Origin of the sequence: Streptococcus mitis (assembly GCF_047464945.1) — a bacterium.
Lineage (GTDB): Bacteria > Bacillota > Bacilli > Lactobacillales > Streptococcaceae > Streptococcus > Streptococcus mitis_EA.
Genome location: NZ_JASHAX010000002.1, coordinates 1 through 26,524, shown reverse-complemented (window position 1 = coordinate 26,524; position 26,524 = coordinate 1). Strand labels below are relative to the sequence as shown.

At 35.7% G+C, this 26,524-nt stretch carries 18 protein-coding genes and 2 pseudogenes; all 20 read right to left on the bottom strand.

Going from position 1 to position 26,524, the window contains the following annotated elements; all coding sequences use genetic code 11:
- Position 1: 1 nt before the first annotated feature.
- Complete coding sequence (gene gtfB / locus QM424_RS02800) at positions 2 to 1,339, bottom strand: accessory Sec system glycosylation chaperone GtfB (RefSeq protein WP_414392899.1); 1,338 nt, start codon at positions 1,337 to 1,339, stop codon at positions 2 to 4.
- Positions 1,332 to 2,843 carry an accessory Sec system glycosyltransferase GtfA gene (gene gtfA / locus QM424_RS02795; RefSeq protein WP_414392897.1) on the bottom strand — a complete coding sequence of 504 codons (1,512 nt, stop codon included), beginning with the start codon at positions 2,841 to 2,843 and terminating at the stop codon, positions 1,332 to 1,334. The genes gtfB and gtfA overlap by 8 nt, the downstream gene beginning before the upstream one ends.
- A 12-nt stretch (positions 2,844 to 2,855) precedes the next feature.
- Positions 2,856 to 5,228, bottom strand: a complete 2,373-nt coding sequence (gene secA2 / locus QM424_RS02790; RefSeq protein ID WP_414392895.1) for an accessory Sec system translocase SecA2 — start codon at positions 5,226 to 5,228, stop codon at positions 2,856 to 2,858.
- Positions 5,221 to 5,661 carry an accessory Sec system protein Asp3 gene (gene asp3, locus QM424_RS02785; RefSeq protein ID WP_414392893.1) on the bottom strand — a complete coding sequence of 147 codons (441 nt, stop codon included), beginning with the start codon at positions 5,659 to 5,661 and terminating at the stop codon, positions 5,221 to 5,223. The genes secA2 and asp3 overlap by 8 nt, the downstream gene beginning before the upstream one ends.
- Positions 5,658 to 7,193, bottom strand: a complete 1,536-nt coding sequence (gene asp2 / locus QM424_RS02780) for an accessory Sec system protein Asp2 (protein WP_414392891.1) — start codon at positions 7,191 to 7,193, stop codon at positions 5,658 to 5,660. The genes asp3 and asp2 overlap by 4 nt, the downstream gene beginning before the upstream one ends.
- Positions 7,177 to 8,757, bottom strand: coding sequence for an accessory Sec system protein Asp1 (gene asp1 / locus QM424_RS02775; protein ID WP_414392889.1), 1,581 nt, complete (start codon positions 8,755 to 8,757; stop codon positions 7,177 to 7,179). Before asp1 ends, asp2 begins: the two co-directional genes overlap by 17 nt.
- Positions 8,758 to 8,766: 9 nt before the next feature.
- Positions 8,767 to 9,984: an accessory Sec system protein translocase subunit SecY2 gene (gene secY2 / locus QM424_RS02770; protein ID WP_414392887.1), complete on the bottom strand. Its 1,218-nt coding sequence runs from the start codon at positions 9,982 to 9,984 to the stop codon at positions 8,767 to 8,769.
- A gap of 66 nt (positions 9,985 to 10,050) precedes the next feature.
- Positions 10,051 to 11,244, bottom strand: coding sequence for a glycosyltransferase family 8 protein (locus QM424_RS02765; protein WP_414392885.1), 1,194 nt, complete (start codon positions 11,242 to 11,244; stop codon positions 10,051 to 10,053).
- Positions 11,241 to 12,473, bottom strand: coding sequence for a glycosyltransferase (locus tag QM424_RS02760; RefSeq protein WP_414392883.1), 1,233 nt, complete (start codon positions 12,471 to 12,473; stop codon positions 11,241 to 11,243). The genes QM424_RS02765 and QM424_RS02760 overlap by 4 nt, the downstream gene beginning before the upstream one ends.
- Positions 12,474 to 12,485: 12 nt before the next feature.
- A complete protein-coding gene (locus QM424_RS02755) occupies positions 12,486 to 13,364 on the bottom strand; it encodes a glycosyltransferase family 2 protein (RefSeq protein WP_414392881.1) in 879 nt (292 codons plus the stop codon).
- Between the two features lie 20 nt (positions 13,365 to 13,384).
- The gene (locus QM424_RS02750; RefSeq protein WP_414392880.1) at positions 13,385 to 15,829 is read right to left on the bottom strand and encodes an SP_1767 family glycosyltransferase; all 2,445 of its coding nucleotides are present in this window, start codon (positions 15,827 to 15,829) and stop codon (positions 13,385 to 13,387) included.
- Between the two features lie 9 nt (positions 15,830 to 15,838).
- Positions 15,839 to 16,849 (bottom strand): sugar transferase, encoded by a 1,011-nt coding sequence (locus QM424_RS02745; RefSeq protein WP_414392878.1) that lies wholly within the window; start codon positions 16,847 to 16,849, stop codon positions 15,839 to 15,841.
- Between the two features lie 28 nt (positions 16,850 to 16,877).
- Positions 16,878 to 17,207, bottom strand: a pseudogene (locus QM424_RS02740) (glycosyltransferase family 2 protein); the annotation flags it as partial.
- Between the two features lie 138 nt (positions 17,208 to 17,345).
- Positions 17,346 to 18,527, bottom strand: coding sequence for a glycosyltransferase (locus tag QM424_RS02735; protein WP_414392876.1), 1,182 nt, complete (start codon positions 18,525 to 18,527; stop codon positions 17,346 to 17,348).
- Between the two features lie 186 nt (positions 18,528 to 18,713).
- A complete protein-coding gene (locus QM424_RS02730) occupies positions 18,714 to 19,592 on the bottom strand; it encodes a DapH/DapD/GlmU-related protein (protein ID WP_414392874.1) in 879 nt (292 codons plus the stop codon).
- Entirely contained in the window at positions 19,582 to 21,678 is a 2,097-nt protein-coding gene (locus tag QM424_RS02725; protein WP_414392872.1) for a glycosyltransferase, read from the bottom strand. Before QM424_RS02725 ends, QM424_RS02730 begins: the two co-directional genes overlap by 11 nt.
- Positions 21,679 to 22,144: 466 nt before the next feature.
- The gene (locus tag QM424_RS02720) at positions 22,145 to 23,029 is read right to left on the bottom strand and encodes a glycosyltransferase family 2 protein (RefSeq protein ID WP_414393212.1); all 885 of its coding nucleotides are present in this window, start codon (positions 23,027 to 23,029) and stop codon (positions 22,145 to 22,147) included.
- Between the two features lie 116 nt (positions 23,030 to 23,145).
- Positions 23,146 to 24,024, bottom strand: coding sequence for a CatB-related O-acetyltransferase (locus QM424_RS02715; protein WP_414392870.1), 879 nt, complete (start codon positions 24,022 to 24,024; stop codon positions 23,146 to 23,148).
- A 506-nt stretch (positions 24,025 to 24,530) separates the two neighbouring features.
- Positions 24,531 to 24,644 carry an LPXTG cell wall anchor domain-containing protein gene (locus QM424_RS09855; protein WP_001133987.1) on the bottom strand — a complete coding sequence of 38 codons (114 nt, stop codon included), beginning with the start codon at positions 24,642 to 24,644 and terminating at the stop codon, positions 24,531 to 24,533.
- A gap of 303 nt (positions 24,645 to 24,947) precedes the next feature.
- Positions 24,948 to 26,524, bottom strand: a pseudogene (locus QM424_RS02710) (hypothetical protein); the annotation flags it as partial.

Genomic DNA, 26,524 nt, shown 5'->3' with positions numbered 1-26,524 from the left:
ATTAGCCTCCTAAAACAGTTTGCATGGTTTCCTGATATCGTACCAAATCAACATAGTTGGCATGTTGGCCTTGTTTGCCAAGTGCCTGACGCATTTGATCAACATCTGAAAGGGCCAGTTTAATGGTTTCAACCAAAGCAGAAACTTCACTACTTTCAAATAGATGTTCTGGAGCGATATAAAGTCTATTGTGCACCGTCTGATTAAATCCAAGAATCAAGAGATTGTGCTCAAAGGCCTGACGCACTGCCTGCAACAACTCATTGCTGTGATTGATATCCAAGTAAATATCCGACAGTTGATAGAGCTCCTGAATCTTCTGTGGACTGGCATTTTGATAAAGTACGACATTAGGATAACGCAGCATATCTAAGAGCTTAGAAGACATCTCTGTCACCGCTGCGATACGGAAAGTAACATCAGGCAAGGCTTCTACGATTGCTTCTACTTGCTCAATCTGATCGGAATTAGTCAAGATTAAGGCATCTCGTCTTAGGAAATTATCGCGTTTAAACTGGTAATGGTAACCCAAGTGTACAAACTGAGCATGGTATTTCTCGTCAGTCAACTCTAAAGCGCGCTCATAAGTTGCCTTGTTTGGAATGATAATCTTCTTAGTACGCACATCATCACTTTCCAAAATCAACTGCATATTACCTGGAATGGCATCATAGAGAGGTTCCTGCCAAACCAAAACATCTGAGCCAGACTTATCTGGATGATGGAAAGAAACCAAGAAAGCGGTCGCTAGAGTATTAAAGACAATCTGATGCTTATCTAGCTCCAAATCTTGCAAAAAGAAGGTGATAAATTCAACCTTATTTGCAAAGTAACGCATGGGCTGACCTGGCAAAGTCAATAAGATATCACCCGTCACATGGTTTTCAAGTAAAACTTGTTGATCATTGACATCTTGGTAAACTGTCATAATCGGCTCACTATCTGCGCTATAGGTTGTTGTAGCAAAACAAGCTCCGAAGCGATTGTAGTGGTCAACCTGACGTACTCGACCTTCTAGGTCTTTCCAGTCTACCTGTTTAACCAAGCGAGCCTGCATTCCATCAGCATAATGAATGACGGCTCTCTCCTGCGTCATATCTTCAATACGAGCAGACTGATTATTTCCTGAAATTTCCCAAAAAGCTGGAACAGGAACTTGGTTAAAATAAAGAGGTTTTCCCTTTTCATATCCTAGATAATAAGTAAAAGGAGATACCAGACCATCAGGCAGAAAACCATCTGCATCGATGACCACTCCAAGTTGAGAAAGACCAGTAGCTACTAGACTTTCATGTAAATCTCGACTTTCCTGACTATAACGATCATAAAGTTCAATCATGGAGCACCTCCTCTACTGTTTTCTTCCACTTTTCTAAAATTTCTTTGGTTAAGAAGCCTTCTGCAATTTGGTAAGAATGGGCACGCATAGCTTCTAAACGATTTTCTTGATACAGTTTGCAAATCTTAGCTGCATAAGCTTGCTTGATTTGATCTTCCACATGGTCAGACGAACTTGGAATCAAATAACCATTTTTCCCATCTTCTATAAAGGTCTGATTACCATAAGGTACATCAAAACCAATTAGGGGGAGGCCTGAACCAATAGCTTCCATCAAGGTCAAACCAAAGCCTTCGCTGGTAGAAGCAGTCAAATAGACTTCATACTGGCTATAAATCTGCGAAAGTTCCGCATGTCCCTTGAGCTGGATATAATTCTCAGCCTGATGAGTTGCAATAATGTCTCTAAGCAGAGAATCTTCTCCACCACTACCATAAATATCAAAGGTTAGTTCAGGTATTTCCTTACGAGCCTCAATGACCGCCTTGACCAACCAGTCAATGTGTTTTTCTTTGGCAAGACGCGAAGCCGTAATCAATGAAAATGGTTTACGTCCCTGACTTGACTCAGTTAATGCATCAATACTTCCTACAGGAATAGTAACAATCTTTGGACGATGCTGAGTATATTTGGCAAATTGCTCTTGCAGAACTTCTCTCTGTCTATCAGTGGATACAATAAAGAAATCAACCTTATCTGCATTGGTAAACTGATAGTCATAGTAGTTGTTCCAAAGGATATAGTCCTCATTTGTAGCATTTTCACTATAATGCTCCGCATGAACAACTACAGCTAAATGCGCTGCTTGTGCTTCCTCAAAAACAACCTGTCCAATGCCTGTCTCCCTATCGAGAATGACCAGATCAGACTTGTTCAAATTCAAGGATTTCATAAAGGCACGCATAAAGGCTTGCTTCCCATAGAAAATCTTATCCTTGAAACGATAAATTTCTTCCTTACCTTGATTCATCAAAATATCATAGGCTGGAGTTCCGTCTTCATTATAGAAAGTTCGTTGATATAGGACTGCAACATTGTCCTTGGGAGCAAAGTATTCGCTACAATAACGCGTATAAGAAAAGTAATCCTTACGAATCAGTTTTCCTTTAAAGACATACTCGGCATGTTGAACCAAGTTCTTGTCCTCATCAACCAAATAACAGGTTACAAACTTATCTTGGTCAGAAAAGAAGACACGCAAGACCTTACCATTCTTTTCTCTACGGCTTTCCACACCGCCGAAAATAGCCAGGACATCATCCACTGTCACGCTAGTAGGTGCAATTTTGATATCTGTAAAATGATTATAAAGCCAGATCACTTGATCATCATCAAAACCAATATTGGCTGTTAAGTGCTGAATATTATCGGCTAAAATCATATCTGTAAAGATAAACTTAGAGGACAGATTTAATTTCCGAAAAACACCTGCACGATAGGCTTGGGCGTATTCAACACCACTACTAGCCCAGCCAAGTCCTAAATTTATATTGTAAATTGTCATATTTTCCTCTTTTTATGGGAAATGAGTCATAATCTCACCCTTAGGAGTGACTTCAACTAAGCCCATCAGGAGATTACGCACCATATCCGCACGGATTTGTTCTTTCATAGCTTCAAAGCCAGCATAAGCTTCTTGATAATACTCTACGATTGGATTTTTCTGACTAGCAGACTGACCACCGATAGCCATAGATAACTGTTGTAGATAGTCTACCTGCTCTACCCAGTTGTCATCAATAGCCTTGAGCATAGAAAGTCGTAAAAACTGTTCATATAAGCCATGTTCCTCAAGCAATTCTTTCTTTTCAGAAAGTTCTTTATCAATCACCTGCTTCATAAAGCTACGAACTGCAGTCTTGTCAGTCACATCTATACAATCTGGAACTTCTTTAATGTGAAAACTAATATTGGTCACGATAAAGTGGAAGAGTAACTCTCGGCTTTCATATTCTGAAGAAGTCACTTGATCTATGTAACTAGCAATGATTTCCTCTACAACATCCTCTAAGTCACGAGAACCATCTATTAGACGATTACGCTCCTTGTAAATCATATCCCGTTGAATATTCATACTTTCAGCATATTCTAGAGTCTGACGACGTGCCGAACGTCCAGCACTATCACTAGCATGCTGAGCCTTTTCGACTAGCCTTCTGTATTTACGACCTTTCAATACTTCTGGTTGAGTCATATCTTGAACCTGATAGTCTTTGTACTTTTTATGAACCCAAGATGGACCAAATTTCTTGATAACATCGTCCTCCAAGGATACAAAAAACTTACTCATACCAGGATCTCCCTGACGACCAGAACGTCCACGAATTTGTAGATCAATCCGCTGACTTTCCATCCGCTCAGTCCCAATAACAATCAAGCCCCCAAGCTCTGCGACTCCTTTACCAAGCTTGATATCCGTACCACGTCCTGCCATAGAGGTAGCCACTGTCACAGCCCCCATCTGACCTGACTCGGAGATAATCTGAGCCTCACGCGCCGCATTATTAGCATTTAAGACATTATGGGCAATCCCTTCACGAAGCAAGAGTGACGAATAGAGTTGAGACATTTCAACTGAGCCTACAAAAACGAGTAGGGGATTTCCCTTAGCATGGTATTCTTTGATGTATTCCAAAGACGCATACACTTTTTCAGGTAAAGTGATATATAGATTATCTGGATAGTCAATCCGTTGTCTAGGACGGTTGGTTGGAATGCGTACTACCGACATATTGTAAGTTTCAATAAACTCTTTTTCCGCAACCTTACCTGTCCCTGTCATACCAGATATCTTATTAAACATCTTAAAAAGACTCTGATAGGTGATTGAAGCCATGGCCCGTGTTTCGGGAGATAATTTGACATGTTCCTTGGCTTCAATAGCCTGATGAAGACCTCCTTGAAGTTTAGTTTGCTCCAACAAACGACCTGTTCCCTTATCTACCAGTACCATCTCATTCCCACGAATGACATAGTCCTTGTCTTTGGTAAAGAGTTTATGGGCTCGGATCGCATAAACTAAATGACGAGCAAAAACTGCATGTTCTTCCTTGTAAAAATGATCTATTCCTAAAAAGCTTTCAGCGGCTTTAGCCCCCTTGGTAGTGAGCCAGATCTCATCCTTTTCCTCTTTAAAGATATAGTCCTCCCCCTCTACCAAAGTTGTCACCAGCGTATCAATAATACCATAGTGATTAGACTGAACACGAGGAGATCCCGCAATAATAAGAGGTGTCTGAGCGCTATCCAATAGGATATCATCAATCTCGTCAATAATAACATAATCAAAAGGACGCAAAAATTTTCCTTCCTCATTTGAAGCCAGATTATCATTTAAATAATCAAAACCTAAATTGCTATTAGTTGTATAAATGATATCTGATGCATAAATTCTTTTTTTCTCTTCTGGCGTCAATTCCTCTTTTGGATCATCTGTAAAAGGTATCCCAATTGTTATTCCTAAGAAGCGGTAAACTTGTCCCATCTCCTCGGCATCGCGTTTAGCTAGATAGTCATTGGTGGTAATCAGCATGGTACCTTTACCTGTCAGGGCATTGAGATAAACAGGCATAGTGGCTGTCAAGGTTTTCCCCTCACCAGTATTCATCTCAGCGACATTTCCCTGATGGATAACAATTCCTCCCATGACTTGGACATCATAGGGAAACATGCCCAATACGCGTTTATCTGCTTCACGAACAACTGCAAAAGCTTCCACTAGAAGATCATCTACCGTCTCTCCTTTAGCAAGACGTTGGCGAAACTCCACTGTTTTTGCCGCTAGTTCTTGGTCTGATAGAGACTCCATCTTTCCTTTAAGGGCATTAATCTTTCTTAAAATCCTCTTGACTTTCCGAAGTTGAAAATCTTGATAAAAACCTTTAAACACGATTCGTCTCCTTAATAGAAAAAGAATAGAAATCTAAGGACTCAAAACCAGCACTCAGAAGGGAGACTTGGTAGGTATAGGTATCATCAGGATAGGTAAAATCAAAGACTTTTATTTTTTCAATTTTCTCCTCAATCACGTCCCCGTATCTATCAAAAAATACAATCTTTGTATAGACTCCATTTGTAGGATGGCATTCAAAATTCATGCATAATTGATAATCCTGTTTTCTTTTCAGCAAAGGGAGACTTGGTTGTGTTCTAGATGATTGATAGTTCGCACTAGAAAACCATGTTTTTAAGATTTCTCCTGATGTAACTAAGGGATTATATAGACTAATATGTTTATCTTCGTGATAGGTCACCTTACTACCATACATAAATGTTCCCTTTACCTCTCCCCAAGTGATACTTTCTCTTTGATTGATAATCATTTGTCCTCTCTTCCAAAATCTGATTTCAAAATCATACGGTAAAAGTGTAGAAACCAAGCTACATTGGTATTTGTATCATCATTATGTCGTCCATCCGTACCTCTAGATAAAATCTTAGCCCCGGTATAACAAAGATGTTCTACTAACTGATCGTAAGATTTACTGTCCATATCTTCGTCCTTCATATAAGAAAGACCAAAAGTTGTCTGTGTGAAATCAGCCTTTTTAAAAACATTCCAAAAACGTTGATCCAAATCTTCCATATGTTGGGAACTAACTCCACCAGTATGATGTCTCAGAACATCAAATCCTGTATTAAATACTCCTGGCGCCTCTAATCGCCCACGTCTAGCTATAGTTCCAATATTGGCAAGAGGCTTACCTACAATGATAGCATGAGGTTCAAAGGAAGCTCCATAATAAAGGGATGGAAAAGTTCCCATAGAGATGCCTGATAAAATCAAATCTTTAGATGTTAAACCAAGATAATCCAAGTAGTACTGAATTGTTTGCTTTAGCTTATTTTCTAATTCATCACTTCCTAAGTAAAAAGCGCCTCCTTGTAGACGGGGATCTGAAAACAAGAGAAAAGGACAACCCAAATTTTTCATCATCCAATATCCCTCAAATCCTTCTGCGGGACGAAAACCTGCAAAATAGACAGCCAAAGGTGGTTTAAAATCACCTGGATGGAAGAAATAGTTTATTTCATCACGCATAGAATCATGTAGGATATTTCCACCTAACACAAACTTCCCGAACTGTTTTCTACTCCAGCGCTGATGAAGATTTCCTAATTGAAGTTTGCCTTCACCACGTCCTTCAATCGATATATATATCAAATAATTAGCATCTTTACTATCCATAATTATAGCTTTTTCTAAATCAGCTTCTAAATAAACTTCCTCTTCAAAAAATTCATCCACTGAACCATCCCATATCTTACGAACCACTAGCCGAAATTCACAATTTCCTTGTTTTTCGTACTCTAACCATAGTTCAATGGGTAAATTTTTATAGACCATAATATTATAGGACCAGTATGCTAGTTGTTTGAAATCATCTCCAAAATTTCCTTCTAAAGTCACGTGTTCAAATCCTTGATAAGAAATAGAGCCTTCAAAGGAGGAATGAATTTGGATACTAGATGGAAATAACTTATCACCATATCCCCCACCAAAGAGAGAAGTTGATAAATCATTTAATAATTGCTGGGGATCTGAGAAATCTACAGCCTGAGCACACCTCTGCTTTAACAAATCAAAAATAACCGAATCAGACTCCTTAAAATCTTGATTATAAAAAAGAGTATAAGGCTCAATATGATGAATAAAAGGCAGTAAATCAGATAAATACTGTCCATCCTCTATTAAGATAGCATGAAAACTGGTTATCCCTTCCATTTCCATCATTTTGCGAAGAGCTAGCGGTGAATTGGGAGAGAAATAATACCAATCCATATTTTCAGGAATTTCATAATGATGAGCCCAATTATCAATCCCTATCTGTAGGATTTTATAATCCTTTGACATCTGTAACCTCCTCAAGCCAGTGATGCAACTTATCTAAGAATCGTTGTCCAGTATGCTCCTTGATTTTATCAATAGAGTATACTAATGCTTGATTCCATTCTTTCAGTTTATCTGTATAGTAATGTGCCGCTTTGGAAAATTCTGTCACATCTGAAATTAAATAACCATTTTTCAAATGCTCTACATAAACGGTTTCAACTTGATTAATCTGAGGAATTCCCGCACTAATACCTGCTATTTGGGTATAGAGATGAGGTTGTTTATTAAGATCCACAATCAAACGAACAAACTCTAGCGTCTTAATCAGATCCAACTCATCATTCATATTGACAAATTGAAAACGTAATTCCTGCTCTTGATTTTCTTCTAAAGGATTTTCTGCCCCACCGTAGTCTATTCCTTTTTCTAAACTATCAGTGTGGATTTGTTCCTGAATGATTTCATTGACAAGAGTTTCCACCTCTTCCATTTGATTCTGACTAGCAGAGAAGGCTCCAAAAATAACTTCTGTATTTTTTGTTTCAGCAATAAATGATAAAACCTGAAATAGGGCTTGTCTATCAATTCCTTGAGAAAAATCTAATTGATAGTAAATAATCGACTCCTTCCGAGTCTGACTTCGACCTAATCGTAAACGCGTATCAAAAGGAGAGAGATGATAAAATTTATCCGACAATGTAGGATATAGTTCTTGCAAAAGTTGTAAACTATCCTCTCTATCCACTAATACTACATCTACCTGATCAAATGATGGAGCTAAGTCTTTAAAACTAGCTTGAGAATTCCGGTTAATGAAAAGACTCAAAATTTTAGCAGTATCACTCGGTAAGCAATTTAAGACAAATTGGTCATGATGGGGATGAGAAGGAATGATGAAAACATCCTGTTTTTTCTGTTGCTTTTTCAAATATTTCTCAAAATATTCTGAGATTAGCTGACTCATATCAGTGTAGTGAAGCTGTTTAAAACGGTAACCAAATATTGGATTCACCTCTACTCGGCCTCCCTCATTTAAATGCTCTCTAAATCTCCAGATACCTTTAGGATCCAAATAGTCTTGATAGGTAGGCTGTCCATTATCAAAATAAATGACACTTGATACAAATCCACGATCATCCATGATATAATTCTTACTGATCTGCCCATCGAAATCAAAATATTGGATCTCAGTAATAAAGCCTTCTACACCATGTTCTACCTTGGCATACTTTTTACCATTTTTTTGAACTACTATTGCAAATGGACTATATAGAAATTGACAATCACTATCCCACTCTATATCTCTTATATTAAGGACCTGGGTGTGTATATCATGGAAGTCTTGCATGTCATCAAAGATAGAATAGACTTCTGTCTCTAGGACACCATGTCTATGTAAAAAGTAACGCAAATGCGGTTGATAGGCTAATACTAATAGTCGAGAGGGTATCTCTTGTCTTTGAAAAAGCCTGATTTGATTGAAAGTATCATCAAACTCAAAACGAAACTGAGAATAATACCACGGAATCACATCCGCATGCCATTGACGGGTTGAACCATACCAAGCTGGAATAAAATAATACATAAAAGCCTCCTAAATCAAGGGTTTATAGGTTTCATTTAGTCTCAAAGCTTTCATTTCATCTTTGATTGTAAAAATCATACCACCAAACATCATAAATAAACCTGGAATCATAGCAATCCTCAATAACTTTTCATCAGATAAAACAAATAACATTGGAGCACCCGCCATCAAAACATTAAAAACTCCTCCTATAATCGAAAAGCGCAATACTAATCGATTAATAAAACGACTTGTTTCCTCACCTGGATAAACTCCATATATATACTCTCCAGATTTCTTCATCCGATCTGATATCTGATCACCACTCAAATTGACAAAAGCAAAAGCAATACTAAATAAAAAAATCATAGCAATATATGAATAAATCCATAATGGTTTTCCAATTCCGTACTGAGCCGACATTTCAGAGAAGACGGAAGTCTGAGGAAAAAGGGTTTGTAATAATAAAAAGATATAGGTAGGTAAACTTAAGAAACTCATAACATACATAAACGGCATCCCACCCGCAGGATTTAACATTATTTCCAAATAAGAATAGCGCTTAAATCGACTACGTAAACCAATCTTATGAACTGGTATACGATAACGCGCTCTATACATAAGTACCATCATATAAGTTAATACAATACTGCTCAATACAATAAGTAACATTACTCCCATAGAAATTTGAACAAGTTGAAATGTACTTAAAATATCTTGTGGAATGTTTAAAACAATACTAGCCAATAAAATAACTACAGAACCACCTACTCCAAGTTGAGCATTTAAATCTGATAACCATACCAGGAAGAAGGCACCTGCTATCAGTAACAAGGTATTCAATACAGGCACCAAGAACGATGAATAATGATGTTGAATCGGTAGATTCAATGAAAGTGCCAAAGATTGAATTAAAGCAATGACTAGGGTTAAATACATCTTCCTTCTATCTTGAACTTCTACTGCCCCAGAAGAAATATTCAATTTCTTAGAAAAAGAGAGCAACTGCCATAGAATCATTGATGACATCCATGGTGATAATCCTATAGAAAACAGGGATAGACTTCTTAAATTTCCCCCTAATAGAGCTGTTGAAAATGCCAAATAAGCCGTTGAACCACCTAGAAAGTCTCTACTATTCAAATCAACAAAAGGAAGAGTAATTCGGCTTCCTAATACATAAATAAACAGCAGAAATAAGCTTGTTAATCCTTTTTTTACTGCTATTGATGAATAAATTTTTTTCACGAAATACTCCTTTATAGAATCGTAATCTGAATCTTGTCAAAATTTAAATTTGTACTCAACTTACCATTAGTCTTTCAAATACTTTATAGCTTTCACCATTTCTTCTGGCCTATCTATAGAAAAAATACCATCATAAATACTATCATCTGAGAACTTCCTAGTAGTATCAAAAGCAAATATTTTCTTGCCTCTTTCTTTTGCTCTTGTAACTACATTTAAAACTTCTCCACCCCGATTAATATCCAAATAAACGCTGGAATCATCTAATAACCAGTCAATTCTCTGAAGAATAATGGATTGATACAAGGTCATGTTGGTGTAACTAGATAACTTGGTCAGAGAATCAATACAAAAAACAGGTGCTGCAACATGAATATGCCAGTCAGGTAAACTCTTTAGTAAATACTCTAAATTATATATATCAGCCTCCCAAGTTACAACCATAGCCTGTTTTTGCGACTGATTACTTCTTTCAAAGTAATTTAAACTAGAACGTTTAAAAGCAATCTCTGACCAATCCAAATCTCTATAAGCCCACCATAGCTCACGTAGTCTAGATATACTATATGTATTCCATGGTTTATCATGACTAGCAAAATGAACAATGACAGGTGGATTATCATCTAGCCGTTCACATTCCTGAGCCAGACGAAAAGTATCAACACCAACCATATAATTATATGTTTCATCTAATGCTAGCCAGTTATCCTCAAAGTAAATATTTAAAATACTCTGATCCCCAAGATGAACAGCTTGATTCTTCTCTGCAGCTAATTCCAATAAACGATTAACTATGGAATGTTCTTTCCATTTTGCAACATCCATTAGCAAAACTCCAGAATTAAATCCAGATTTCCGTCCCTCATAGGCATAAACATCATCAACGGCTCCAATATAATATCCCTTAAAATCGATTTTAAAGAGAGAGTTTAAATCCTTTGTTACAATGATATCTGAATCCAGATACAATACCCTATCAGAATCAACTACTTCTGTCGCAAAAAATCTAAAGTATGAAGCGTAATTTAAATGTGGTCCTGTTTTATAGCCTTCAAAAAGTTCTTTATTCAAGTGTACATTGTGAATAGTAGAATTCACAACTTCCATTTTTCTCCCCAATAATTTGAACCATTCAGGAGCTATATCACTATTCAAAATATAAAAATCAACATCTCTATTATGATACAATACAGACTTTATTGTCGTTTCCAAAGGAATAAGATAAGCATTATCCGCAGCTAGTACAATAGATTTTCTCATAGTTTTCTTTCTCTCATATAAAGCTTAATTGCTTCTACTAAATCTTCTGGTTTTTTATCTGAATAGAGTCCTGCATAACAATCATCCGTTAGTTCTTGATAGCGACTACTTTCAAAACTAAGCATGGGCTTATTGTATTTCTTCACCAAATCATAAACATATACTAGTTTCTGATCTAAATTCAAATCCAAATAAATATCTGAATTCTTCAGAAGTTTTTCTACCAAAATAGGAAAAGAATTAGGATAAAGTGTCACATTTTGATACTTAGATAATCTCTTTAATTCATCCGACATAAAAGTATGAGCAGCAATATAAAAATGCACTTCTGGTAATTGTTCAACTAGATAATCAATTTTTTCTACACACCAAGAATTGGTTAAATTCATACAAGTTAATGCTGGTTTATAAATATCTGCAGAATAAAATATCCCCTTTTCTTTCCAGCTAGATACTATATAACTCCATTCCATAAAAGAGTATTTCCACCACTCTTCTCTCAGACGTCCAACAGAAAACTGCTTCCACGGTTTATCAGGAGAAATATAGTGCAAAATTTTAGGAAGAGGAGTCAGTGGAATTTCAAAAATAAAAGCATGATTCTTTTCAGCTGCACCAGCATCAAAACCTATTTGAAAATTATATGTATCTTCTAGCTGGTAACAACTATTTTGAAAAAGAATATTAAGAATAGACTGATCTCCTTCTCCCACATTTTCATGTTCTTTCTCAGTTAATTCAACTAACTGCTGACGAATATTATCTAATTTCCATTTTTTGTTGTTAATCAACAAAACCCCAGCATTGAAGCCAACTCCAGCTCCAAAGCAAGAACGAGCCGCTGCCAGATAATTCTCACCTAAATCTAATTCAAATAGAGGAGTCAAATCACCAGTCACAACCAGATCACTATCAAGATAAAGAACTTTATCTTCTGTTACAAAATCTGGAATATAATAACGGGCAAATGTCATATGATTGATATGAGGCAGTTTATTTGACCAATTCATTTGGAACTGTCGCCCAATAAGCTTGCAATCAATCAAGTCTCCTCCCATCTCTTGAATATACATTCGTAATCTATTGAACCATTCTTGAGGAATGTCTTTGTTTAGTACATAAATTTTCAAGCCACTATTGTGTCTACAGATTGATTTCATAGCTGTTTCGATTTGTCGAATATAAGCATAATCACCTGCAAATGCTACTGCCTTCTTATTTTCTAACATTTCGTCTCCTTTCTATACAGTTCGTTTAATTAAATGAATCATTTCTATATATCTTCTGTAAATTTCAGAATGCTCTAAACCACTATCTCTCGCTTGAGCACATCTACCCTCTAAATGAGATAATAGAGAATATCTATATGAATCTGAATACAAACCACTCATACTCACAATACAAATTCGTTCAACTAAAGCATCAAAAACATCCTCTAGTAAATTTTCTGTAACACTTTGTATAATAGACCCTTCTCTAACACGGTAGAAATATAAACCTTTGTTAATATAAATCACTTTTGATGACTCTAAGAATAACTTAATATTCGTTCTGGTGTCCTCTATTAACTTTCCTTTTGGAAAATGAACATGTTCAAATAAGTTTTTCCTAAATAGTTTTCCCCAACTGGTATAGTAAGACAACTCTGCATTTTCTAAATTTGGTAATTCTCTTATCAATTCCTCAGAAGTAAAAATTCTTTCATAGTAATCATCTTCAAATATATGAAAATAATACATCGCTTCTGCCACATTATACTTTACATAGCTTGCTGATGAAATATCAGCATTCTCTCTAGTTAGTGCTTCATATAGATCAAAAAGATATGTATCACTAACCCAATCATCAGAATCGACAAATGTAATGTAAGCTCCTTTTGAGTGTTCAAGACCAAAGTTACGAGCATCTGAAAGTCCTCCATTCTCTTTTTCAAGATAATAAAACCGACTATCACGAACAGCGTACTCCTTACAAATGGTCCCTGAATTATCTGTAGAACCATCATTCACCATCAGCACTTCAAAAAGTTTATAAGTCTGTTTAGATAGACTATCTAAACACATATCAATAAAATCTTCTACATTGTAAACAGGCACAATAACAGTAATTAATTCTTCCACTTATACTCCATCCATATTTTCTATCTAGACAAATCAGCAACAATCTGACTATTATAGGTTTCATCCTCAATAAATTCAATATCTTGGTCGAAATTATACTCTGCTGTATGCTTATGTGAAAATTTAACCTTAGTTTTAGCCCCCATCTTCATCCACTCATATTCTGAATCAATATGACCGATATCCAATACCTGATGACCTTTTTGACTTAAATGATAAGCTAAAACTTTTGCTGTAGGACCTAACATACATAAAATCAAGCGACCAGCCGCATGTTTTTCAATTTCTTGTTCAATTTCATGAACTCTAGAAAAAGCACTATGAGAAGGACAAATAATCCGTTTAATAGAATTTGCTTCAGCAAACAAATCATTTCCGACACCTGAACGAGAAGTTGCACCTTCAACTATCAGTAAGTCACGTTTTTCCCAAATACTTTTCAATTTTTCAAATTGAGCTTTAGCTTGACTCTTGTCTTCAAAATCGATATAAGGTCGAGATACAAAGGTTGAGCCATACCATGAATCACTACATAACTCTCTGTAAAAATCCATATAATGATCCATATGATCTTTCCAAAATGGAATCGCCCACGATGTAAATCTGAAACGATCTGTAAAGGCATCAGGAAGGCACACTACTAATTCTTCTCTACTTTCCTGGCCGATAATATCTCTCATGATTGAGACCAACTCTTCATCATAATCCTGATATGGAATCGAATGCCCTGCAAGCATATTAATTTCTCCATCTCCAAAACGGACCAAAGAAGACTTGTTCTCAATAATATAATCTAAGGTTTCATCTATCCCTTTTACTTGAATCGAATCCAGCTGTTTCCCTAGAATTTCATTATTTATTAATTTCTGTAAATCAGCCAACATTCTTTCAGGATGTTCACTTGAATACAATCTTTGACCATTATTCCCATTTTGAGATTTATAAAAAGCTAGTATCGGTTTAGATAGACGAGTCATTTCTGAAACGATATCAGCCGTTGAACTCACCAAATTGATATCTAAGTATGCATCCATATTTCCCTTCAATTCTTCTAACTTATCTCTTGAAATTGCTGGATAAAGTTGAATATTGGGATAGCGATTAGATAAATCATATAATTTTGGCCCCATACTTGTCCAAGCTGCAACTTGAAAAACAACATTGGGTAGCTGTTCAGCCAAGTAATCCAGTTGCTCAATATCCTGAGAAGCGGTAAACGTCAAACAAGTTAAACTTGGAAGTTGTCGAAAACAGGTCAGATGTCCATTTTTCTTAAGATCTTTAATTGCATCAATCATAAATGAAACTTTCCCATTTTCAAAAACGATTTGTCCTAAATCTCCGTGATGAGTCGATTGAAAAGCTAATAGCGTTTTGTCCTGTCCCTTCAAAGATTTTAAAAAGTTCTCATCTGCACTACCATGATTGATATCCAAATATAGATTTGTTGACTTTTTCAGCTTATCTAAGACCGGTGGAACAATCTGTGGATGCAATCTCACATTATCATATACAGCTAATTTTGTTAGCTTATCACCCATATCCGTCCAAGCAGCAATATGAAATACCACATCTGGTAAAGCCGTGACTAACTCTTCTATTCCTTCTAAATCTTGGGAATTTGTCAAAGTTAAACAAGAAAATTCCTTATCTAAAGACGATGTCAGTTCAAACTCCCCTATATGATGTTGTAAAATTTTAGTCCATTCCAAATCATGAAATTCCCACCATAAATCACGGTAGCGGTTAGCTATCAAAGTAGTCCAAGGTTTTCTGAAGGTTGTAAAATGAATCACCACTGGTTTGTCATTAAAAGCTAAATGCCCCTGCCAATTATTATACAAAGCCACAATATCATGCCCTACCTGTAGATTATAAATTCGATTTAGCTCTAACCATTGACTAGAACAAACCTGATTCAGAATCGTTTGATCGCCATTAAAATTCTCAAAATTACCTTCTTTAACTTCCTTAATTGTTACAACAGACTGTTCAATTAGCCGTTCTTTTAATTTCTCTTGTCTCCATTTTTCATTATTGATTAACAAAACACCCGTATTAAATGTAATTCCATCTGTATCTTTAACTGCTGCGAGTAGTCTGTTCTCTAAATCAATACTAAATAATTTCTCCAAAGAAGTATTCACAATCAAATCACTGTCTAAATATAAAACCTTATCTTCTGGGACATACTCTGGAATAAAAAATCTAGCGTAGGCAATTGAACTAATGTGATCTTGCTTTTCCCAATCTTGAAACACAGTTTGTTCAGGAAGTTTAACATCGATAATATCACTACCTAACATTCGAGCTATTTTTCGTGGTTTGCGAAACCAATCTGGAATAATATCTTGATTTAAAATATAAATCTTAACGTCTCTATTGTGGTATAGAATAGATTTTATGGTTGTTTCTAACTGCGTGGTGTAATTACGATCACCAGCTAATACAATTGTTTTAATCATCTTGTTCTCTTAATCAATTCCTAAGTGATAGATTGCATCTACCAATAACTTTTTAGTGAAATAACCCTCTTTTAGCAAATAACTAAAAGTCTTTATACGATTCGTCATTTCTTGATATTCTTGTAAATTCATTTTATCAACTATCTCATGAACCTCTTCTAAGCTATCTGCCACAAAGCCCAAGCCCTGATCTACTATAAATTTAGCAGTTGATAGACTACTTGGTACAATGACTGGTATCCCAGCTGTCAGATAGGTACTAACCTTATGAGATATATTCAGGGTGTAATATTGGTTGCTTTCTCCATCATTTTGATGCGTTCCCCAGACAAGACCAAATCCACCTTTTGATAATTCTAACAACAGTTCCTCGTCTTTTTTCCATCCTTCAATACTAAGATTTCTAGCACTAGAACTAGCCTCTCCTTTATTTGAAAATACTTTTAAGGGCGTATCTTGAGACCAATTTTGTAAGTCTGGAAAACGCTCTAAACTTCCAGCAAAAAAGAGTGCTTTTTTAAACTCTGGGGTATATAAGGATAAATCATGAGGATGATCCCACATCCCTTGAACGAGGATTTTCTTAGTTGTCAAGCCTTCTTCCATCAAGCGTTCTTTCATCCTCTCTGATGGGACGATTAAAACATCTGATAGATTATACATATACATATATTCCTTCATAAGATAATAGTTACTATCAAACATGAGAGGAACAACATCATGAATAAAGCAAACAATTTTCACCTGCATATCCTTCAGTTTATCAAACAAGACTCGATCAAACTCAAAACCATTCCAAGTAGGAGACTGAAAGACTAAGATATCACCAATAGAGATACTGGCCATAATGCCATCCATACGCTTATTCATTTCGGATGGACTATCTGAAGCAATATTGTAAAAATAAATACCAACTTCTCTAAATCCTAGCTGACTTGCTATTTTTTGCACGGCATTTTGGGCTAGAATAACAGTACTATCACCAGCCATACCGTATAGATTTGTTAAATGTAATTTCATATTGTATTATTTTATTTCTTATTAATATTTACGGAAGTAAAGATAATTTTCCCATCATCCTTCTATAAATCTCTGTACACTGCATATTTTGTTCTTCTAATTTTGCTACTACTCTTTGTAATCTATTTTTATAAATCAAAATACGATTGGTCAAGTCATAATTCAAACTTGCTAAAATAGCTAGCTTTTCTTCCCTAACCTCGATTTCATCACATATACGCTTTTCACTCCATGTATTCGATAAAGTACCATTCAAACCAACACGATACCAATAAATATAACTATTTGAATAGACAAGCTGTGAAGCCTTTAGGAGTATTTTCCACATCCAGTAAATATCCTCTGCAATTTTACCTAAGCTCACTGTCGATACTTATTTCTCTTAATACCTAAATCACTTTATGAAATTCATGCAAATATATATTCAATTTAGCAAAGTATAAAAGAAAGATATATGTTGCACTTTATAGTTTTCCGTGATAATAAAAATTACGTTTTATTTGATATTTTTTAAAAAATCCACCATGTCTTGAGGTTTATCATGTGAAAACATTTGATCCACATGATACGAATTAGCTACATTATCAAATGTTAGAATTGTTTTCTTAGCCTCTTGCACCAATTCTAAAATATCAGGAAATTTAAATTCATGATTAATATCTAAATAAACATCACATTCTTCAATCATTTTCTGGCATGTCCACTTCATGACAGTTGGATGAAGTTTAATATTCTCATAACTAGCTAAACTTCTAAGAATTTCTCCCATTTCTGTAAAAGCTAAAACATGAATTTCATAATCAGGTAAATTTTTAGCTAAATAATCAATTTGTTCCAATTGCTGACTACCTGTAATAATCAATGCTTGATGTTGATATTCTTTTACAATTAATTCTTCCTGACTATTAATTTGAGCCCATTCTAATTGATTATATTGCCACCAAACTTCTCGTAAACGACCAGCTGAATAAGTTTTCCAAGGTTTATCAGCTGATAGATAATGAATAATAGCAGGGAGTGGAGATAATGGTATATCAAAAATAAAATATTGTTCTCTATTATCAGCTACTTGGTCATATCCAATCTGAAAATTATAAACATCATCTAGTAGTACATAATTTTTACCAATTACGATATTCAAAACAGTTTGATCTGCCTCAGGTAAATGTTCATGCTCACTTTCGGTAATGTCGATTAATTTCTGCTGAATTGAATTTTCCTTCCAATAAGCATTATTAATCAATAGGACCCCCGCATTAAATCTATCTTCTAAACCATAGATTACTTTAGCCGCAGCTAAAGGTTTATCAGTTAAATCTATAGAAAACAACTCGGTCAAATCACGAGTAACTACCAAGTCACAATCTAGGTATAAAACAATATCTTCTGAAACAAAACTTGGAATAAAATAACGAGCATAAGTCATAAAATTAATATGCTGTCCTACTGGAGGTAGCCTCCAACTTTGCATATTACCTTGAAACATCTTGATATCTACTATATCACTATTGCGATATGACATTTTTTCCCTAGTAGAAATAAACCATTCTTGTGGAATATCCTGATTAAAAATATAAACTTTGATATCACTATTATGATAACAAATAGATTTCAAGGTTGTTTCAATCTGACGAATATAACCATAATCTCCTGCAAGTACAATTGCTTTTTTATTCATCTATCACTCCTATATTTTTTTGTTCCAATTGATATCATTTTTGAAAATGAATATCATAAAATTAATAAGATAAATAATTCCTAATTTGATCTCAATTTTTCCATTGCGGTTATTAATCTTATTTAATTAAACTTGCATACAACATAAGTAACAATCGAAGATCCAATTAAACTAATATCCAGACACTTATTCAAAAATAAGAGAACCTTCTAAAAATTTTTTTATTTCTGACACCATTCCATTTGCATCTTCTTGTCGAAAAACTTTACTAAATCCACTTGAATCATGATTGGTATTTTCAAAAGCATAAACAGGCTTATTCTGTTCTATTGCTCTATTAACAATACCATCCACCTCTCCCCAATGGTTAATATCTAAATAAATATCTGATTTCTTCAACAAGTCCTCAATAATATCATCATGATGAACATTTGTGTATATATTCACGTTCTCATAACGATTGAAACTTTCAAGATAATCCGAAATATTTGTTTTAGCTGCTATATGGAAAGCTACCTCTGGAAGATTCTGAACAAGATAGTCTAGATTTTCTAAAGTATCTGAAGCTGTTAAAGTAAAAACATGAAATTGGTGTTGGTTCCTAGGAATGATTTTTAAATCCTCCTGAGAAGTAACGATAGAATTAGCTGGTATATCTTTATAAATTAGGGCATTTGCTCCAATAATGACATTATCTCCAATCGTCACCCCTTTTAAAATGACAACATTGGTTCCAATCCAGCAATTTTTTCCTATCGTTATTTTATCAGCAGTAAATTGAATTTTTTCGATATGGTAATTTGAGTATTTATGATTATGGTCAAAAATCCTTACCCCATCTCCAAACATGGTATCCTTACCAATTTCAATTTCTTTGCCACAACGAATCGTACAATGGTCATTAAAGAAAACCCTATTTCCTAGTGTTAATTTAGCATTATTAGCTACTTCTAAACTTACAAATGAACGAAATGTAACATCTGTTCCTAGTTCAATAGTACTAGTAGGAGAAATCTCTATATGATAAAAATCTCCTAATAACTTTACAGAATCTTTAAAATCCATGTTTATCTTCCACTTCTCTTAATTTCTCAATCATTTCTTGAACTTGTTCTACTTTGTAGGTTATCTGTCCAACTTCACGATATTTTGTATTCTCAAAAGCTAAAATCAACTTTCCTCTTTCTGAAAATTGATCTAACATTTCCTCTGTTTTTTCACCATGATTAATGTCTAAAAGCACCTGACTAGTCTCAATTAATTCTTGATCTAGTTCTACTAAATAATTAATTCCAGCATAAACAGTTACATTTGGATAAACCAACAATTGTTTCAAACGATCACTGACCATCACTCTAGCCGCAATCTTAAATTGAATATTAGGCAAGGATTGAATCAATGTATCAATTTGTTCAATCTGATCTGAAGACGTATAAATTAAACAAGTAAGCGGCTCTCTGATAGGATAGATATGTGATTTTTGTAATGGGTGTAAATGATGATTTTTTCCTAACTCTGTCCATTCGAGACTATGATAATACCACCAAACATCACGATAGGTCTGCGCAGCTAAATCAAACCACGGTTTTCTATGCGAGAGATAGTGGATAATACCAGGATAATCTTGACCTGCTGGTAACTCATAGTCTGTGAATTGCTTATGAATCACAACATGGTTATTATCAAATTCCATCTCTATCCATCTATTTTCAAAGAGCATATTTAAAATACTCTGATCCGCTTGATCTACCTTATCATGCCACTCATTTGTCAAATCTATCAAGCGTTGGGACATATTTTCTTGTTTCCACAAACGATTGTTGATTAATAAAACACCCGCATTGAATATCTCCCTACCATAGTATACTCTTCCTCCATAATCTCGAACAGCTGCTAATGGATAGTCTTGCAAATCTATTTCAAATAAGTTATCCAAATTTTTAGTTACAATCAAATCACAGTCTAAATAAAGAGCCTTATCTTCTTTCACGAAATCAGATATAAAATAACGCAAAAATACTGTGTAACTAATATCTGTTTTATAACGCGAAATTTGCTCAGAAGTTACCCGACAATTGATAATCTCTGAGTCATATACTTCTAATCGCTTGTTTAATTGTTTAAACCATTCATTAGGAAAATCACTATTAATCAGATAAAACCGAATCGAGCGATTATGATAACAGATAGACTTAATAGTCGTCACGACCTGCTCTGCATAGGCATAGTTAGCTGCGAGGACAACAGCTGTTTTATCTATTGTCTTTTCAGTAGTTAATTGACTTAAAACCATTTTTTTAGCAGCAAGGTCTTTGTATGTATTAGTATCCGATAAGGTACTAGCTTGACCATTAGATAGTGCGCTATCTAACATTTTACTATAAACTGCCAAGTGCTTTTCTAAAGGATAGCCTAAACTAGCTAGTAAAGTAATACGTTCCGACATCGCATCTACTAAAGCATGCATCCACTTTTCAGTCCACGACCTAGAACTACTTCCTTCTCTCTGGCGGTAAGCATATAAACCTGCATTCAAATAGATCGTCTTTTCTGCAAGTAAATAAATCTTTTGATTGAGATATCCATCTTCACCTAATTTACCTACTTCAAAACGTAGCTCCCTAAATAAATCTGCTTTATAAAGCTTTCCACCAACACAAATCAAAGCAAAATTCTTCATATGTTCTGATTCATAAAAATTTTCAAAAATAGAGACATTATCATACACTTTCTCATAATAGGAATTTCCAAATATATGGAAGTAGAATATCCCTTCCTGCTCATTATATGAGTAATAATTTCCAACCGCGATATCTGCACAATACTCAAGTAATTTCTTATATAAAACTTCTACATAATTCGGTTCAACCCAATCATCTGAATCAACAAAGGTCACATAAGATCCTGTCATTCGATCCAAGCCCATATTCCGTGCTTCAGATTGCCCACCATTTTCTTTTTCAATGTAAATAATCCGATTATCTTTTTGTGCATACTCTTGACAAATTATCCCCGAATTATCTGTAGAGCCATCATTGATAACGATAATTTCAAGATTTTTATAAGTTTGGTTAATTAAACTATCCAAACATTTATCTAGATAATGTTCAACATTATAAACTGGCACAATTACCGTAATTTTTTCATTCATGAGCTCGTTCTCCTTTCTTACCATTATAACATTTTTTTGCTTTTTTTTAAGCTATTAAGGAATTTCTAAATTAAAAAAATATATTTATTTCATTGATAGTATCGTTCATACCGCACTAAATTATAATTACTTCCCGAATTAAATAATCATGCACAAATACAAGCTAAATAATTTAAAATATTTAGCCTTATAATCTTACTGCAGTTATACAATAACATTTTCGAATGATCAATCCTAAAGATAAATTTTTAATTCATCTCAGACATCTAAAAAATGACTCGTCTATATGCATATCCAGTATCTTTTAGGAATCTATTGATGTAATTAGCCTTATTATTTTAGAATAGCTATCTAATAAACGTAAAAAGCGACCCATATCAAAAATTAGATAACATTCTAATTTTTGAGTATCGGCCACTTTTTCTATCTAAAAATAGAGAAAAACAAATTTGTAAAATGTGTTTGACTAACCTTCAAAATATTTAGCTGCAATTGCTTTTTTGACCAAAATTTGTTGGTAAGATTCCACGTCTCCATGTTTAAGAGTTTCTTCTTCATGAATAGATAATCGCCATTTATAAGCTTGAATTTCTCTATCTAATAACTCCTGAGGAGCTCCAATTAATTGGAGAATAGTCATACGTTCTTCAATACTCTTTAAGGGATATACATCTGCAAGATTGACTGTCCTTGTAACACTTGTAGAACGTTTTCTATGGATATAAATAGCCCTATTCATAAAAGCAATTTTATCTGCCTGAAGATAAACTTTATAAGTTGTGTAATCATCCTCTACACTTTTATCTGTTGGATATACAATATCCTTAAACAGCTCTGTCTTGTATAACTTCGCCCACGGAACTGTGAAGCATTGACTAAAATTATACTTACTATCATATTGACGGTTAAACCATTCAAATGGCGTATAAGTCTGCTCAAAATAATCATCTGCTCCTACATGAATCAAAAAACTAGCTTGATCATCCAAAAATTGAGTAAAGTTTCCGATTGCAATATCTGCATCTGTTTTTTTCAATAAAACATAAAGATTTTGGATATGATCCAACTCCAACCAGTCATCATTATCTACAAAAACGATATAATCCCCAGTTACAACTTCCAAGGCACGATTGCGGCTAGAAGAAACTCCCCCGTTTCTTTTATGATAGACTTTAACACGTTCATCTTGATTTTGATAACGTTGACAGATTGCTGCTGAACCATCTGTTGAGCCATCATTAATCAAAATAATTTCAAGATTTTGATAAGTTTGTTGAACGATACTATCCAAGCATTTTTCAAGATATAGTTCTGACATATAAACAGGAACAATAACACTTATTTTTTCCATCATTTTAATCATATACTCCTTTTCTGATGCATTATATAAAAAACAAAGTCGATTTCAGTACAGTACGCATTTTTTAAGATATGCCCTAAATCAATTCTAATATTTCTAATAACAGATTAATCACATTTAACTTCCCCTGCATTTGGTAAGTATTCTTTTATAAATCCTGATATATCCTTACTCATGATTTTATCCAATCGTTCAGAAATAATGTCTTCTGGCCAATTCCACCACGCAATTTCTAACATCTGTTCACGGAAAGTAGGTTCTGCTATACGATAACGAATCACTTTGGCTGGATTGCCTCCTACAACAGCATATGGTTCTACATCCTTGGTCACCAGAGCCCCTGCTGCTATGACTGCACCATCTCCAATAGTTACCCCAGCCATGATTTGAGCATTGTTTCCAATCCAAACATCATTACCAACTCGAGTTGGACTTTTCAAAATATGGTCATCAGTCATCTGCAATGACTCATCCGTGTAAAATACCTCTAAACTCTTGAATGGATAGGTTGTAATCAACTCTAAATCATGATTTGCGGTTATAAATTGAACATTATGCCCAATAGAACAATAATCACCAATTATAACTTGACCTCCGTGATCATAGTCAATTAATTGTGGAATGCCATACGTATGTTTCCCTACTATTAAGGCTCCGTAATCAATCAAATAGCGACTAGTATATTTTGTCAGGTAATCAAATAAGTCCGAACGTGAATCATATATTCGTATTTCCAAGGGAATCGTTTCCTGATGTAATCCTTCCCAGTAGGAATGGCCTACTTCTTCATAGCAACACTCAAAAACTGCTGTTAGTTGCTCTGACTTAGAATATAATTTAAGTTTATGATCTTCTAATTTCCAAAACCGCTCATTATCATGACCTGTTCCACCAATATCTCTAATCTGACCATCAGGTAAGAATTGGAAATAACGTTGGTGTTGCTTATTTTTATGTGAAAATAAACAGAATTTTCCAGATATCAATTAAAACTTTCCCCTTCCAACTAAATTGACTATATCTATCAGTGTGACTACAACATGAATAAGTAGTCATCTAACGAAAACTTTTATACAAATTTAGTGTTATTTACCCTTCATATAGAGAGACTATATAGTGTTCTCTTGCTATATACATCTTACCACAAATACTCTTATAATAAAAGTAACTTACATAGAAATATCAAGGCTATCCCAGAATTGAAAATTAATAAATTTACATACAATTAACGAATTGGAAAGATAATCATATACGATTCAAAGTCATGCCGATGGAGTTTTATTTCTTCAAGGATATTAATCAACAAGTAAAATGAGGTCTTAAAGTCTTGTTTACCATAGGTTACAATCGTACAGGAAAAATGCGAATACAACTATCGATCATTAGTGGACATTTACGACGAAATAATGCAAAAAATCCCCTGGATGATTTTTCATCCAAGGGATTTTTCATAAATCGAAATAATAATACTTCCTATGTATTTTTAATCCGATTATTCTTCATCATCACGTTTACGGCGTTTCGCAAACAAACCTAAACCAGTCACAGCTGCCAAAGCTCCAAGGAGTACAGATGATTTGGAAGCTTCTGTACCTGTATTTGGCAATTGCTGTCTTGACTTACCTGCTGATTCTGATGGTGTTTCAGAAGATAATGTGTTTGCTGATGCCGATACGCTGTCTGAAGCTGACGCACTTGTTGATGCTGGTTCAGAGGCTGATGTGCTTGCTGATGCCGATGCACTTGTTGACGCTAACTCAGAAGCGCTTGTGCTTGCTGATACCGATGCACTTGTTGATGCTGATTCAGAGGCACTTGTACTTGCTGAAGTTGACGTACTTGTTGATGCTGATTCAGAGACTGATGTGCTTACTGAAGCTGATACACTTGTTGACGCTGACTCAGAAGGTGATGTGCTTGCTGAGGCTGATGCACTTGTTGATGCTGATTCAGAAGCTGATGTGCTTGCTGAAGCTGACGCGCTTGTTGATGCTGACTCAGAGGCACTTGTTGATGCTGACTCAGAAGCTGATGTGCTTGCTGAAGCTGACGCACTTGTTGACGCTGACTCAGAAGCGCTTGTGCTTGCTGATTCTGACGCGCTTGTTGATGCTGACTCAGAGGCACTTGTTGACGCTGACTCTGACGCGCTTGTGCTTGCTGATTCTGATGCACTTGTTGATGCTGATTCAGAAGCTGATGTGCTTGCTGAAGCTGACGCGCTTGTTGATGCTGACTCAGAGGCACTTGTGCTTGCTGATTCTGATGCACTTGTTGATGCTGATTCAGAAGCTGATGTGCTTGCTGAAGCTGACGCGCTTGTTGATGCTGACTCAGAGGCACTTGTGCTTGCTGAAGCTGACGCACTTGTTGACGCTGACTCAGAAGCGCTTGTGCTTGCTGATTCTGACGCGCTTGTTGACGCTGACTCAGAGGCACTTGTGCTTGCTGATTCTGATGCACTTGTTGATGCTGACTCAGAGGCACTTGTGCTTGCTGAAGCTGACGCGCTTGTTGATGCTGAAGCTGACGCGCTTGTGCTTGCTGATTCTGATGCACTTGTTGATGCTGATTCAGAAGCTGATGTGCTTGCTGAAGCTGACGCACTTGTTGACGCTGATTCAGAGGCCGATGTGCTTGCTGATTGGCTTGCACTTGTTGACGCTGACTCAGAAGCGCTTGTGCTTGCTGATTGGCTTGCACTTGTTGATGCTGACTCAGAAGCTGATGTACTTGCTGACTCTGACGCACTTGTTGATGCTGACTCAGAAGCTGATGTGCTTGCTGATTCTGACGCACTTGTTGATGCCGATTCAGAAGCTGATGTGCTTGCTGAAGCTGACGCACTTGTTGACGCTGACTCAGATGCCGATGTGCTTGCTGATTGGCTCGCACTTGTCGATGCTGACTCAGAAGCTGATGTGCTTGCTGATTGGCTTGCACTTGTTGATGCTGATTCAGACGCTGAGGTGCTTGCTGATTGGCTCGCACTTGTTGATGCCGATTCAGATGCGCTTGTGCTTGCTGATTCTGAAGCTGATGTGCTTGCTGATTGGCTTGCACTTGTTGACGCTGACTCAGAAGCTGATGTGCTTGCTGATTCTGACGCACTTGTTGATGCTGATTCAGATGCCGATGTGCTTGCTGATTGGCTTGCACTTGTTGACGCTGACTCAGAAGCGCTTGTGCTTGCTGATTGGCTTGCACTTGTTGATGCTGACTCAGAAGCTGATGTACTTGCTGACTCTGACGCACTTGTTGATGCTGACTCAGAAGCGCTTGTGCTTGCTGATTCTGACGCACTTGTTGATGCCGATTCAGATGCGCTTGTGCTTGCTGAGGCTGATGCACTTGTTGACGCTGACTCAGAAGCTGATGTGCTTGCTGATTCTGACGCACTTGTTGATGCCGATTCAGATGCGCTTGTGCTTGCTGAGGCTGATGCACTTGTTGACGCTGACTCAGATGCCGATGTGCTTGCTGATT

Excerpts from the sequence above, each read along its gene's own strand:
- gtfB (WP_414392899.1), bottom strand. The coding sequence starts at position 1,339 with ATGATTGAACTTTATGATCGTTATAGTCAGGAAAGTCGAGATTTACAT.
- gtfA (WP_414392897.1), bottom strand. The coding sequence starts at position 2,843 with ATGACAATTTACAATATAAATTTAGGACTTGGCTGGGCTAGTAGTGGT.
- asp3 (WP_414392893.1), bottom strand. The coding sequence starts at position 5,661 with ATGATTATCAATCAAAGAGAAAGTATCACTTGGGGAGAGGTAAAGGGA.
- asp2 (WP_414392891.1), bottom strand. The coding sequence starts at position 7,193 with ATGTCAAAGGATTATAAAATCCTACAGATAGGGATTGATAATTGGGCT.
- asp1 (WP_414392889.1), bottom strand. The coding sequence starts at position 8,757 with ATGTATTATTTTATTCCAGCTTGGTATGGTTCAACCCGTCAATGGCAT.
- QM424_RS02765 (WP_414392885.1), bottom strand. The coding sequence starts at position 11,244 with ATGAGAAAATCTATTGTACTAGCTGCGGATAATGCTTATCTTATTCCT.
- QM424_RS02760 (WP_414392883.1), bottom strand. The coding sequence starts at position 12,473 with ATGTTAGAAAATAAGAAGGCAGTAGCATTTGCAGGTGATTATGCTTAT.
- QM424_RS02750 (WP_414392880.1), bottom strand. The coding sequence starts at position 15,829 with ATGATTAAAACAATTGTATTAGCTGGTGATCGTAATTACACCACGCAG.
- QM424_RS02745 (WP_414392878.1), bottom strand. The coding sequence starts at position 16,849 with ATGAAATTACATTTAACAAATCTATACGGTATGGCTGGTGATAGTACT.
- QM424_RS02735 (WP_414392876.1), bottom strand. The coding sequence starts at position 18,527 with ATGAATAAAAAAGCAATTGTACTTGCAGGAGATTATGGTTATATTCGT.
- QM424_RS02730 (WP_414392874.1), bottom strand. The coding sequence starts at position 19,592 with ATGGATTTTAAAGATTCTGTAAAGTTATTAGGAGATTTTTATCATATA.
- QM424_RS02725 (WP_414392872.1), bottom strand. The coding sequence starts at position 21,678 with ATGAATGAAAAAATTACGGTAATTGTGCCAGTTTATAATGTTGAACAT.
- QM424_RS02720 (WP_414393212.1), bottom strand. The coding sequence starts at position 23,029 with ATGGAAAAAATAAGTGTTATTGTTCCTGTTTATATGTCAGAACTATAT.